The organism is Stenotrophomonas sp. S39 (assembly GCF_016624665.1).
Taxonomy (GTDB): domain Bacteria; phylum Pseudomonadota; class Gammaproteobacteria; order Xanthomonadales; family Xanthomonadaceae; genus Stenotrophomonas.
The window spans coordinates 21,617-34,619 of the sequence record NZ_JACVTT010000011.1; the positions used below are offsets into that span (position 1 = coordinate 21,617).

The 13,003-nt window shown below is 69.7% G+C and carries 12 protein-coding genes; 6 read left to right on the top strand and 6 right to left on the bottom strand.

Annotated features, from left to right (window positions below):
- Nucleotides 1–80: 80 nt before the first annotated feature.
- The 6 genes from dapE to map are packed head-to-tail and all read right to left on the bottom strand — an operon-like array spanning nt 81 to nt 6,932.
- Nucleotides 81–1,208, bottom strand: coding sequence for a succinyl-diaminopimelate desuccinylase (gene dapE / locus IAE41_RS05240; RefSeq protein ID WP_200732338.1), 1,128 nt, complete (start codon nt 1,206–1,208; stop codon nt 81–83).
- Complete coding sequence (locus IAE41_RS05245) at nt 1,205–1,576, bottom strand: arsenate reductase (protein ID WP_174214102.1); 372 nt, start codon at nt 1,574–1,576, stop codon at nt 1,205–1,207. The genes dapE and IAE41_RS05245 overlap by 4 nt, the downstream gene beginning before the upstream one ends.
- A gap of 31 nt (nt 1,577–1,607) precedes the next feature.
- The gene (locus IAE41_RS05250; RefSeq protein ID WP_200732339.1) at nt 1,608–2,474 is read right to left on the bottom strand and encodes a hypothetical protein; all 867 of its coding nucleotides are present in this window, start codon (nt 2,472–2,474) and stop codon (nt 1,608–1,610) included.
- Between the two features lie 2 nt (nt 2,475–2,476).
- Nucleotides 2,477–3,526 (bottom strand): 2,3,4,5-tetrahydropyridine-2,6-dicarboxylate N-succinyltransferase, encoded by a 1,050-nt coding sequence (dapD, locus tag IAE41_RS05255; RefSeq protein ID WP_200732340.1) that lies wholly within the window; start codon nt 3,524–3,526, stop codon nt 2,477–2,479.
- Nucleotides 3,526–6,153: a [protein-PII] uridylyltransferase gene (locus IAE41_RS05260; protein WP_200732341.1), complete on the bottom strand. Its 2,628-nt coding sequence runs from the start codon at nt 6,151–6,153 to the stop codon at nt 3,526–3,528. Before IAE41_RS05260 ends, dapD begins: the two co-directional genes overlap by 1 nt.
- 2 nt (nt 6,154–6,155) lie before the next feature.
- Nucleotides 6,156–6,932, bottom strand: a complete 777-nt coding sequence (gene map, locus IAE41_RS05265) for a type I methionyl aminopeptidase (RefSeq protein ID WP_108747792.1) — start codon at nt 6,930–6,932, stop codon at nt 6,156–6,158.
- 239 nt (nt 6,933–7,171) lie between these two features.
- On the opposite strand from map, the gene IAE41_RS05270 reads away from it, so the two are divergent.
- The 6 genes from IAE41_RS05270 to IAE41_RS05295 all read left to right on the top strand — a co-directional run bounded on the left by IAE41_RS05270 (nt 7,172) and on the right by IAE41_RS05295 (nt 12,893).
- Nucleotides 7,172–7,699 carry a spore coat U domain-containing protein gene (locus IAE41_RS05270; protein ID WP_108746297.1) on the top strand — a complete coding sequence of 176 codons (528 nt, stop codon included), beginning with the start codon at nt 7,172–7,174 and terminating at the stop codon, nt 7,697–7,699.
- A 10-nt stretch (nt 7,700–7,709) separates the two neighbouring features.
- Nucleotides 7,710–8,444, top strand: a complete 735-nt coding sequence (locus IAE41_RS05275) for a molecular chaperone (RefSeq protein ID WP_200732342.1) — start codon at nt 7,710–7,712, stop codon at nt 8,442–8,444.
- A gap of 28 nt (nt 8,445–8,472) precedes the next feature.
- Nucleotides 8,473–10,818, top strand: coding sequence for a fimbria/pilus outer membrane usher protein (locus IAE41_RS05280; RefSeq protein WP_200732343.1), 2,346 nt, complete (start codon nt 8,473–8,475; stop codon nt 10,816–10,818).
- Nucleotides 10,815–11,834 (top strand): spore coat U domain-containing protein, encoded by a 1,020-nt coding sequence (locus tag IAE41_RS05285; RefSeq protein WP_325166980.1) that lies wholly within the window; start codon nt 10,815–10,817, stop codon nt 11,832–11,834. Before IAE41_RS05280 ends, IAE41_RS05285 begins: the two co-directional genes overlap by 4 nt.
- 67 nt (nt 11,835–11,901) lie before the next feature.
- Entirely contained in the window at nt 11,902–12,177 is a 276-nt protein-coding gene (locus tag IAE41_RS05290; RefSeq protein WP_200732344.1) for a hypothetical protein, read from the top strand.
- Nucleotides 12,177–12,893, top strand: coding sequence for a fimbria/pilus periplasmic chaperone (locus tag IAE41_RS05295; RefSeq protein ID WP_234458317.1), 717 nt, complete (start codon nt 12,177–12,179; stop codon nt 12,891–12,893). Before IAE41_RS05290 ends, IAE41_RS05295 begins: the two co-directional genes overlap by 1 nt.
- Nucleotides 12,894–13,003: the final 110 nt, after the last annotated feature.

Below are 13,003 nucleotides of genomic sequence, written 5' to 3' on the forward strand. Positions count from 1 at the left end.
ACAGGAGCCGTGCCGACCAACGGTCGGCACCCACCAACTGCGGGGTTGCCACCGGCACCCACCTGGGCGGGATTGCGGGGTTACGCCAGCAGGCGCTCCACCAGCCGCTGGTACAGCCCCGGCAGGGCGTCCAGCTCGTCCACGCGCACGTTCTCGTCCACCTGGTGGATGCTGGCGTTGACCGGCCCCACTTCGATGCACTGCGCACCCAGCGGTGCGATGAAGCGGGCATCGGACGTGCCACCGCCGGTGCTCTCTTCCGGCGCACGGCCGATGTGCTCGGCCAGCACCGCACGCGCGGCCGCACGCAGCGGGCCTTCCGGGGTGTAGAACGGCTCGCCGCTGCGGTGCCACTTCAGCGCGTACTGCAGGCCATGCCGGTCCAGCAACGCGGTGATTTCCGCTTCCAGCTTCGGTGCATCCCAGTGCGGGTTGTAGCGGATGTTGAAATCCACCTCCAGTTCCCCGGGGATCACGTTGTTGGCGCCGGTGCCGGCGTGGATGTTGGAAATCTGCAGGCTGGTCGGCGGGAAGCTTTCATAGCCCTCGTCCCAGCGCCGCGCACTCAGCTCAGCCAGCGCGGGCGCCGCCTGGTGGATGGGATTGCGCGCCTTCTCCGGGTAGGCCACGTGGCCCTGCACGCCCTGCACGCGCAGCTTGGCCGACAGGCTGCCACGACGGCCGACGCGCAGCAGGTCGCCCAGCGTCGCCGTCGACGAGGGCTCGCCGGTGATGCACCAGTCGATGCGCTGGCCGCGCTCGGCAAACAGGTGCGCGACGTGGCGCACGCCGTCGATGGCATCGCCTTCCTCGTCGCTGGTGAGCAGCACGGCCAGCGTGCCGGCATGGTCCGGGTGGGCGGCAACAAACTGCTCGGCCGCGATGACGAAGGCTGCCACGCTGCCTTTCATGTCCGCGGCGCCGCGGCCGTACAGCACGCCGTCGCGGATCTCCGGGGTGAACGGATCGCTCTGCCACGCCTCGCGCGGGCCCGGCGGCACCACGTCGGTGTGGCCGAGCAGCACCAGCACCGGCGCACCGCTGCCGTGGGTCGCCCACAGGTTGTCGACCTCGCCCAGGCGCAGGTGCTCGCACTGGAAGCCTGCCTGCTGCAGGCGCGCGGACAGCAGCGCCTGGCAGCCCGCATCATCCGGTGTTACCGACGGCCGCGCGATCAGCTCGCAGGCCAGGTCGAGGACGGCGCTCACGCGCCACCCACGCCGAAGCGGGCCTTGAAGCCGTTGTCACTGAAGCCTTGGCTGACCGTACCGTCGGCGGTCACCACCACAGGGCGCTTGATCAGCTGCGGGTACTCGCGCAGCAGCAGCTTCCACTCGGCATCCGAGTCGGCAGCCTTGCGGTTGTCCGGCAGCTGCCGCCACGTGGTGGAGGACTTGTTGACCATCGCGCCCAGGCCGCCCAGCTGCGCGGCCCACTCCAGCAGGGTCTCCGGGCTGGGCTTGTTGTCGCGGTAGTCGACGAAGGTGTAAGGCACGCCGAAGCGGTCCAGCCACTTGGTCGCCTTCTTGCAGGTATCGCAGTTCTTCAAACCGTAGACAGTGGTGCTCATGGCCATCTGTGATGCAGGAAAACAGGCAGCCAGAATCTCACAAGAGGCGCTCGGACACGACCCGGAACGGCACCGTCGGCAGGCGGAATGCCAGGCCTTCGGCCAGGTCCACGCCCATCGCCTGCAGCCGCGGGCAGTGCTGCCCGCCCTGCAGCTGCAGCGGTTGCAGCCGGGCGATATCCACCGGCAGATCGATGCGGGTAGTGGCCCAGCGCTGGTCGCAGGTGCGGGCGATGGCTTCGTCCTGGCAGACCAGGAAGCGCAGCAGGGCCGCGTGGCCACCACAGGCCGCCGCCCACGCCGGATGATTCCAGCCGTCGGCCGCGCACCACCGCAGGTGCAGGGCCGGGGCACTGCCCTGCCCGCCTTCGATCAGGGTGTGCCCACCGCCATCGGCGCGCACCCCATGCTCAAAGCGCGTGGACAGATGCGGCTGCATGGCATCGCTGAACGCGCGCGCGCCGGCCACGAAGGCCAGCTGGTCCATCACGTTGCGGTCGAACAGCACCACCGGCGTGCCCTGCGGGTCGTCGTCGCGGCGCAGGTACCAGCGCCAGTTGCTCTGCCGGGGCGAAGGCATCAACGCACGCAGCGGGCCGGCCGCACGCGGGCCGAAGTGGCCGTGGCGATAGCTGAGGATGGTGTACGGGGTACGCCCTTCATGCACGACGTAATGGTGGCCCGGGGGTGGCAGCGGCGCGTGCCGCACGTCCACCCACCAGCTGGCGTAGACCACGTCGCGCACATCGCTGGCCAGCGCGGGCATGGGCCAGCGCCGCGACAGCGCGCGGCGCAGCCGGGTCCACTGCGGGGCATGCAACAGGCGCGGCAGCATCCGCCCGAACGCAGTGTCGGACGGATGCCGGTAGATCGCGGACTGCGCCAGGTCTTCCAGCGCAGTCACCTTCAGTCGGCCAGGCCGCGCAGCAGGTCGTTGACGCTGGTCTTGCTGCGGGTCTTCGCATCGACCTGCTTGACGATCACCGCGCAGTACAGCGAATGGGTGCCGTCCTTGCTCGGCAGCGAGCCGGACACCACCACGCTGTACGGCGGGATGTAGCCGTAGGTGATCTCGCCGGTGGCGCGGTTGTAGATGCGGGTGCTCTGGCTGAGGAACACGCCCATGCCGATCACGCTGTGGTGGCCGACGACCACGCCTTCCACCACTTCCGAACGCGCACCGATGAAGCAGTGGTCTTCGATGATGGTCGGGCTGGCCTGCAGCGGCTCGAGCACGCCACCGATGCCGGCGCCGCCGGACAGGTGGCAGTGCTGGCCGATCTGCGCGCAGGAACCGACGGTGGCCCAGGTGTCGACCATGGTGCCTTCGCCCACGTAAGCGCCGATGTTGGTGAAGCTCGGCATCAGCACCACGTCCTTGCCGAAGTACGTGCCGCGGCGGGCGATCGCACCCGGCACCACGCGCACGCCACCACGGCGGAACTTCGCTTCGTCATAGCCGGCAAAGCGCGATTCGACCTTGTCCCAGAACGGCGCCGGGCGCGCGTCGACCACGGCCATGTCGTTGACGCGGAAATACAGCAGCACCGCCTTCTTCAACCACTCGTTGACCTTCCAGCCGCCGTGGCCGTCCGGCTCGGCGACACGGAATTCACCGGTTTCCAGGCCATCGATCACGCGGTTGACCAGCGGCCGGGTGGAACCTTCCAGCTCATGCAGGGTCAGCGTGGCGCGGCGCTCGAAGGCGCTCTCGATGCCGAACTTCAGTTCTTCCACGCCCGGCACCGGCGGCTTGCGCAGCGACTTGCGGGCGATGGTTTCGGCGCGGGCGACTTCGGTGCTCTTGGCCGGGGCCTTCTTCGCGACCGGCTTCTTCGCAGCGGCAGCCTTCTTCACCGGCGCCTTGGCCGGGGCGGCCTTCTTCGGTGCAGCAGTCTTTTTCGCCGCTGCGCTCTTGGCGGTCGCAGCAGTCTTCTTCACAGGCTTGGTGGCCATCAGGTGGGGTCTCCGGCGTTTCGATCAGGGTCCAGGCAGGCCAGCATCGCGTCATGCAGCTGCTGCCGGGCGGGTTCGGTCAGGGGGAGGTCGTGTTCGTCACTGATCACGAAGGTGTCTTCGGCGCGTTCGCCGAACGTGGCAATGCGCGCGTCATGCACGCGCAGGCCCTGGTTGCGCAGCACGAACGCCACGTCGGCCAGCAGGCCGGGGCGGTCGGGCGCGACCAGGGCAAAACGGGTTGCGCCGGGCTCATCGCGGAACTCGATGCGCGGGGCGAAACGGAAGTGGCGCAGCTGCCGTGGCACCACCCGCCGCGACGGGCGCAGGCGGGTCAGGTCGCCACTCAGCGCTTCGCGCAACGCAGCTTCCAGGTTGGCACTGCTGCCATCGGCGAAGGTATCGGCCGGGCTCACTTCGAAGGTATCGAAAATGGTGTCGGACGGACCGTCCAGCACGCGTGCGCGATGGATGCCGTAGCCCTTGCGGTCCAGGGTCATCACGATCGCCGCGAACAGGCCATCACGGTCCGGCGAGTGCACGAACACTTCCAGTGCCGGGTCGTCCACGCTGATCCGGCGCACCTTCACCAGGGTGTGGCCCTGCTTGATCGGCACCAGTGCCGAGGCCTGCCAGGCCAGCTGCTCCGGGCGCAGGCGCATGAACCCTTCGTCGGGCATCACCGCGAACTGGCGGTCGATGGTGGCATCGTCGTAGCCCTGCTCGCGCACCAGCGCGCGCACGCTGTCGCGCGCCTCGGCCACGCGCTCGGCGGGCGGCACCGGGTGTTCCAGGCCCTCGCGCAGCGCGCGCCGGGTGGCGAAGTACAGGTCGGCCAGCAGCCGGTCCTTCCACGCGTTCCACAGCTTGGGGCTGGTGCCGGCGATGTCGGCGCAGGTCAGCAGGTACAGGTAGTCGAGGCGATCACGGCTGCCGACCAGGGTGGCGAAGCGATGGATCACCACCGGATCGGCGATGTCCTGCTTCTGCGCAGTCACCGACATGCGCAGGTGCTGCTCCACCAGCCAGGCCACCAGCTCGGTATCGGTGCCGCTCAGTGCATGGGCGTGGCAGAACGCGCGCGCGTCCACCGCGCCCAGCTCGGAATGGTCGCCGCCGCGGCCCTTGGCGATGTCGTGGAACAGGCCCGCCAGCAGCAACAGCTCGGGCTTGCGCAGGCGCGGCCAGACTTCGTGGGCGATCGAGAAACGTTCATCGGCACGGCTGCTGGCGAACAGCCCGATGTTGCGCAGGACCATCAGCGTGTGCTGGTCGACCGTATAGACATGGAACAGGTCGAACTGCATGCGCCCGCTGACCTGGGCGAAGGCGGGAATCCACTGCCCGAGCACGCCCAGCCGCGCCATGCGCGAAAGCGTGTCGACCGGGCGCTGGCCACGCAGCAGGGCCATGAACTGCTCGCGTGCATTGGCGTCGGCGCGGTCGTAGGCCGGCAGCAGCGGCAGCGCCTCGGCCAGCGCGCGTGCGGTGAGCGAATGCAGGCCGCGCACCTGCGGGTTGTTGGCCCAGCCAGCGAACAGGGCGAAAACCTGGCCGACATCACCGCACGGCCACTCCGCATCGTTGGCGGCCAGGTAGCCACGCCGCAGCGAAAAGCCCACGGTGAGGAGTTCAGGCTGCGCCTCGCCGTCGAACTGTTCCTCGAACCGCTGCAGCAGGCGGTCGCTGATCCGGCGCACCACCAGGGCGGCGCGGTAGAACCCCTGCATCATCTTCTCGACGCCCAGGTTCTCGGCGTCGTCTTCGAAGCCCAGGCGCGCGGCCAGGGTCTTCTGGTAATCAAAGCGCAGGCGTTCTTCCGGGCGCCGCGCCACCAGGTGCAGGCCGAAACGCAGGCGTGCCAGCACCGCGCGCTCGCGCTTCAGCGCGGCGGCTTCATCGGCGCCCAGGTGGCCCAGCCCGACCAGTGCTTCCAGGTCACGCACGCCGAAGGCGCGCAGCGCCATCCAGCCCAGGGTGTTGAGATCGCGCAGGCCACCGGGGCCGTCCTTCAGGTCCGGCTCCAGGTTGTCGGCGGTATCGCCGAAGCGCTGGTGGCGGTTGCGCAGTTCTTCCAGCTTGGCCAGGAAAAACGTGCGCGCCGGCCACAGCTCGCGGTCATCGATGGCCCCGCGCAGCGCGCGCCGCGCGGCCTCGTCGGCCACGATCGGGCGCGCTTCGATCAGTGCGGTCAGCACGGTCTGGTCGGCGGCCGCCTCGCGGCACTGCGCCGCCGAACGCACGGCATGGCTGACCGCCAGGCCACAGTCCCACAGCAGCGCGAACAGGCGCGAAAGCCCGGCTTCATGGGCCAGCTGCGCCGGCGGATCGCCGAACACCAGCAGGTCGATGTCCGAGCGCGGGAACAGTTCGCCACGCCCGTAGCCACCCACCGCGAACACCGACAGGCCACTGCCGGCCGGCACGCAGCGCTGCCAGGCCAGCCGGATCAGGTGGTCGGCCGCGCGTGCGCGCAGCGCGATCAAGCGCTCGATGTTGTCGCCCTGGTCGAAGCGGCGGTACAGGCGCGCATCGGCCTGCTGCAGCGCCTGCCGTGCGGCAGACGCCCATTCGAGATCGTCGAGCGAATCGGCCGGCGCGTCCAGCAGTGAACCCGCCGGCAGCATCGTCAGGAGACCTGCGATTCGCCCGGCGACAGGGTCAGCACGTCCACGCCGGTCTCGGTGACCGCGATCATGTGCTCCCACTGCGCCGACAGCTTGCGGTCCTTGGTCACCACGGTCCAGCCATCCGGCAGCACCTTGTTGTAGCGGGTGCCCTCGTTGATCATCGGCTCGATGGTGAAGGTCATGCCCGGCTGCAGCACCAGGCCCTGGCCCGGGCGGCCGTAATGCACCACCTGCGGCTCATCGTGGTAGACCTTGCCGATGCCGTGGCCGCAGTACTCGCGCACCACGCTGAAACGCTCGCCTTCGGCATAGCTCTGGATGGCATGGCCGATGTCGCCCAGGGTGGCGCCCGGACGCACCGCGCGGATGCCGCGCCACATGGCTTCGTAGGTGGCTTCCACCAGGCGGCGGGCCATCACCGACGGCGTGCCGACGAAGTACATGCGGCTGGTGTCGCCGTGCCAGCCGTCCTTGATGACGGTGACGTCGATGTTGATGATGTCGCCATCCTTGAGCACCTTCCCTTCGCTGGGGATGCCGTGGCAGATGACATTGTTGACCGAGGTGCACACGCTCTTGGGGAAGCCGCGGTAGCCGACGTTGGCCGGCGTGGCGCCCTGCACGTTCACGATGTGGTCGTGGCAGATGCGGTCCAGCTCCTCGGTGGTGACACCGGGCTTGACGTGGGGGGTGACGATGTCGAGCACTTCGCTGGCCAGGCGGCCGGCGATGCGCATCGCCTCGATTTCCTGCGGGGTTTTCAGATTCACGCTCATGGCACCCATTATCGCCGATCCGGCCACAATCTGAACGAACGCCACCCAACTGGGCGCATCGACGATGCACGGATCCGGCAAGGAGCCCGGAAACGTGACCCGCCCCACGCTTTGTCAGACGTAATTATCACTAAATACAGACACTTACCCGCTCTAGGCTGAACAGGACCGTCGTCAACGCGGTGCAGAACGTGCCGCTCCGACCTGTCCAACAGACCCTCGGGTCAGGGAGGCTGTACATGCGATCTGCACTGCGTTCCCCCATCACCTGGGCCGCGGCCCTGCTGCTGGCCGGCCCCGCATCGGCGGCCGACACCACGACATTCAATGTCCTGCTGACCATCAACAAGGCCTGCACCATCACCGCTGCCGCCGCGACCAACGTCAACTTCGGCAACGCTGACGCCAGTTCGACCACGCCGCTCAATGCCCAGGGCACGCTGACCGCCCAGTGCAGCGTGACCACCCCCTACACGATCGCGCTCAATGCCGGCCTCAACGCGGGGACCGCGGCCGACGTGACCACACGGCGCATGCGCAACACCGATACCGGCGTGACCGCCAACAACTTCGTCGGCTACCAGCTGTACCAGGATGCTGGGCACAGCGTGGTCTGGGGCTCCACCACCGGCACCAACACCCAGGCAGGCACCGGCACGGGCGCCAACCAGGTCTACCAGGTCTACGGCCAGGTGGCCAACCCGAGCGTCAACAACGCCGCGCCGGGCGCCTACCAGGACACCATCACCGCCACGATCACCTATTGAGGTGGCGCTGATGGTGCTGCGTACCGACCGCTGGCTGCGAACGCTGGCGTGGGTTGCTTTGGCCCTGCCCGCGAGCCCTTGCCTGGCCGCCAGCCTGCAGGTATCCCCGACCCAGTTCGAGCTGCGGCCGGAGCAGAAGGCCGAGGCCCTGTGGATCAGCAACAGCGGCACCGAAACGGTGCAGGTGCAGGTGCGCGTCTTCCAGTGGCAGCAGGCCGACGGCCGTGACCAGTTGACGCCCACGCAGGCGCTGCTGCCCAGCCCGCCGATGCAGGCCCTGGCCGCCGGCCAGCGCCAGCTGATCCGGCTCGTGCGGGCCGAAGAAGGCGCGCCCGCCACGCAGCAGGCATACCGCGTGATCGTCGATGAAATACCGGCGTATGACCCCACCCGGCAAGGCATGCAGTTCGTCCTGCGCTATTCGATACCCGTCGTGGTGCAGCCGGCCGGCAAGCCGCCCGAACCGCGGCTGTCCGCGCGGCTGGTGGAAGCCGGCGCCGCGCAGGCGCAGCTGGAGGTCAGCAACAGCGGGCAGGGGCAGGCCCAGATTGCCGACCTCGGCCTGGTCGTGCGCGGCCACAGGACACCGGTGATGGATGGGCTGGTGGGATACGTACTGCCCGGCCAGACCATGCGCTGGCCGCTGCAGCAGCCCCCTGCGCAACTGCAGGGCGGCACCTTCAGCGCGAGGATCAACGGTGGCTCGGAGCCGATTCCATTGCCCGCCACGCCGCCGGCTCGCTGAGGCCTGCGTGCTGGCCTGCTGCAGCGGCATGGCGTCGCTTTCAGGGCAGGCCCTGGCGCGCGAGGTGGGCGCCGAGGCGATGGACGTCGCTGCCGACGCGTTGCTGCCGCCCCCGACGCCACTGACCGCCAGCCAGGCGCTGTACCTGGAGACCACCTTGAACCAGGCCCCGCGCGGGCTGCTGCGTTTCGATGAACTGGGCGGACGGCTGCAGGCCCCCGCCGCGACCCTGCGCCAGCTCGGCTTCCCCGTGCAGGGCGACAGCCCGGTCTACCTGGACCAGCTCGCTGGCGTCGTCGTGCACTACGACGCCGGCCTGCAGATCCTGGATCTGCAGGTTCCGCTGCAGCTGCTGCAGCTGCCCACCGCCCAGCTCGGGCGCAGCGCGCAGGGCACCCCGGCCGCACAGTCCTCTCCCGGCATGGCGTTGAACTACGACCTGTATGCCAGCCACAGCGACGGGCTGGGCAACCTGAGCCTCAATACCGACCTGCGCCTGTTCGGCGTCGGCCGCGGCAGCCTGCGCAGCACCGGCCTGATGCGCACCTACCAGCTGCCCGGCGAAGGCTGGCAGCACCAGTCGGTGCGGCTGGACACAAGCTGGCGCCTGGACCTTCCCGACCAGGCACTCAGCCTGACCGTGGGCGATTTCTACAGCGGATTCCTGGAATGGTCGCGTCCTGCGCGCATGGCCGGCATCCAGATCGGGCGCAATTACGGGCTGCAGCCGTACCGGGTGCTCACCCCCACCCCGTCGTTCCTGGGCGAAGCTGTCGTCCCATCCAACGTCGAGCTGTATGTTGATGGCCTGCGCCAGTACGGCGGCCAGGTTCCCGTGGGGCCGTTCCAGCTGGCCACGCAGCCGGGCATCAGTGGCACCGGCACCGCGCAGGTGGTGGTCACCGATGCCTTCGGCCGCATGCAGACCCTGGACTTTTCGTTCTACGGCACGCAGCAGCTGCTGGCCGCCGGCCTGTCCGACTGGTCCGCCGGCATCGGCCGGCTGCGGCGTGATTTCGGCATCCACTCGTTCCGCTACGACAGTGACACGGTCGCCAGCGCCACCCTGCGCCGCGGCATCAGCAACCAGCTCACCCTCGAAGCACATGCCGAAGGCGGTGGCGGCGTCCTCAATGCTGGCCTTGGCGGTGCATGGCTGCTGGGCCGGGCCGGGGTGCTCAGTGCGAACTGGAGCGAGAGCCGGGATGACCAGCGCCGGGGCCGGCAGTACGGGATGGGCTACAACTGGAACAACCGCCGGTTCAACGTGAACCTGGCCAGCCGCCGCACATCCGGCGACTACCGCGACCTGGGCAGCCTGCAGGACAGCCTGCCGCCGCGCATCAGCGAGCAGGCCAGCTTCGGCGTGGACCTGCAGCGGCTGGGCACGGTGAGCCTGAGCTACCTGCGGCTTGACCAGGCCGTGCCGATGCTGGATGCACCGCAACCGGCGCCCGGCCCCGGCCTGCCCTATACCCGCACCCGCTACCTGAGCCTGTTCTGGTCGCGCAGCTTCGGCCGCTGGAATGCCTACCTGTCGGCCACCCAGGACATCGACCAGCGGCAGAACCGCAGCATCTACCTGTCGCTGGGCACCCGCTTGGGCGAGGACAGGCAGGCCACCCTGGCGGTGCAGCGCAATGGCGACGTCGATCGAGCCAGTGCCGAAGTGATGCGGCCGGTACCCGGCGATGGCAGCCGCAGCGGCCCGGGCTGGCGCCTGCAGGCCCGCGACGACGGCGGCCTGGCGGAAATCGGCGCGCTGGGCAGCCACGGTCGCTACTCGGCCGGGCTTTCGCGCGATGCCGGCCAGACCTTCGCCTACGGCAACGCCAGCGGCAGCCTGGTGTGGATGGCGGGCAGCGTGTTTGCCGCCCGCGAGGTACCCGATGCGTTCGCGGTGGTGTCCACCGGTCGCCCCGGCATTCCGGTGATGCTGGAAAACCGCCCGGTTGGCGTGACCAACCGGAACGGGCTGCTGCTGGTCACGCCACTGCTGTCCTGGCAGCGCAACCGGCTGGGCATCGATACCCTCGATCTTCCTGCCGACATGCGCGCCGAGCGTGTCGAGACCTTCGCCACGCCGCGCCAGGGCGCTGGCATGCGGGTGGATTTCAAGCTGGTGCACAGCCGCGGCGCACTGCTGACCCTGCTCGACGAAGCAGGCCAGCCGCTGCCGCTGGGCGCGCGGATCAGCGGTGCGGGCGTGACCCCGACGGTGGTCGGCCACGATGGCCAGGCCTGGGTCGAGTTCAGCGGCGAGCCGCCGCGGCTGCTGATCGAAAGCGAGCGCGGGCGCTGCCATGTGCAGATGCCGGCCAGCACCTCGCGCCGCTCGCCGCCGCTGCGCTGCCTGCCGGAGCCTGTGCCGTGAACCGGGTGCTGCTGCTGTTGCTGTTGTGCGGGCTGGCCATGCTGGCACTGCCCGCGCGTGCGGCCACCACCTGCACGCTGTCCAGCCCGACGCTGGCCTTCGGCACCGTCTCCAATGGGCTGGTCGACACCAGCACGACCTTCAGCGTGACCTGCACCACCGGCGCGGTCGCATTGCTGGCCAACGCGCGGGTGACGTTCTGCCTGGGGCTGCCCGCCGGCACCGGTGGAACCGGCATCGCCCCCTGGCGCACCCTGGCCAACAGCTTTGGTGACCGGTTGAACTACCAGATCTACAGCGACCCCTCGCGAACCATCGCGATCGGCAGCGGCGCGGCGACCAGCCCGACATGGGTGAGCTGGCAGATGCAGTATCCGGTGCCACTGCTGGGCGGCTCGGGCACCGCATCATTCACGCTGTACGGGCGCTACCCGGCCAACCAGGTGCTGTCAGCAGGCGCGTTCACCAGCGCCCTGGCCGCCACCTTCCAGTACGCGTACAACGAGCCGCTGCTGGGCACGCCCAACTACCCCGCGACCTGCCTGCTGCAGCCTCCGGCGGCCACCGGCAATTCAAACCTGCAGGCGGCGGCGATGACCCTCACCGCCACGGCGACGGTCAACCCGGCGTGCGGCGCCTATGTCACCGCGCCGATGGATTTCGGCGTGAACACCGGCACGGTCGCCACCAACATCGACCGCACGGCCGTCTTCAGCCTGACCTGCGTCAACCGCAGCCCGTTCCAGATCGGGCTGGACAACGGCACCCACGCCGATGGCGCCGGCAACCGGCGAATGCGGGTCGGCAGCAACGGCGCCCTGCTGCCCTACGAGCTGTACCGCGACCCGGCGCGTACCCAGCGCTGGGGCAATGTGCTGAACACCTCCACGGCCAGCGGCACCGGCACCGGCGCCGCGCAGAACCTGACCATCTATGGCCGGGTGCCCCCCGCGCCAGGCACCGCGACGCCGCCAGGCAGCTACTCGGACACCATCACGGTCACCATCACCTACTGAGGCGGCGCGACAGGCTTCAGACCGGGGCAGTGCCGCCGATATCGACTGCATTGCCCTGGTGCCGCCCATGTCCTCCCTGCGCCTGATCTGCCTGGCCTGCGCCGCCCTGCCCGTTTTTGCCGCGGCAGCCAGCGACACTCCCCTGCCCGACGCTGCGGCGGCTGACCCCGCTCCCGCGCAGGCCGGTGTCGGGGTGACCCTGCAGATCCGCGCACCCGGCACGGCGCAGGCACCACTGCAGCGCAGCGACTCGGCCGGGGGCCATGCGGAGCAGATCCGGGCCCTCAGCCCACCCGCACAGGAAGGCGATGCAACGCCTGGCCTGGTGACGATTACCTACTGATGGGGAAGGTCGTGCTGCGGGCGCTGCTGTGCGGGCTGCTGGCCACCCCTGCCCAGGCCCTGGAACTGTCGCGCAGCGGCGTTGAGATCCCGGCCGGAACCAGCCACGACGCGCTGTGGCTGACCAACGACGAGGCCACTGAATGGACAGGCCAGGCCACCGTCTACCGCTGGAACCAGCCTGGCCAGGGGGACACCCTGGACCCGGCGGACGATCTTGCGGTCAGCCCCGCGCGGCTGCACATCCTGCCCGGCCAGCGGCAACGGCTGCGGATCGTGCGGCTGGGGCCGGCACCTGAACGGGACGAACGTGCGTACCGGCTGCTGATCGCGCCCCAGCCAGGAACCGCCCCGGGCCGCGCCGAACGCCACTCCCTGCCGGTCTTCCTGCAGCCGGCGGCATCGGCCCGCCCGCTGCCTCTGCAGGCCGCCCTGCTGGCAGGGCCCGGGCAGCAGCCGCGGCTGTGGCTCTACAATGGCGGCAGCCTGCACGCGCGCCTGGCCGACCTGACGTTCATCGACGCCCAGGGGCACACCGTCCCCGTGCTGCCGGGGCTGGCCGGCTACGTGCTGGCCGGCAGCGGGCGCAGCTGGCCGCTGCCGCCCCGCGACGGGGGCTATGCCGGCGGCGGGTTCCGCGCCCGCCTGGCCGATGGCAGCGAAGCGGTGCTCACGCCCGCCCCTGCCATTGCACCGCCGGCACTCTCCGGACTATAATCCGCCGGATGTTCTGCCGCCCCGTGCGCGGAACGCCGTCCACGCCGTACGTCATCGGCGAATCCACACCTGGTGCCCCCATCCGTGCCGGGGTGCTCCGCAAGGAGTTC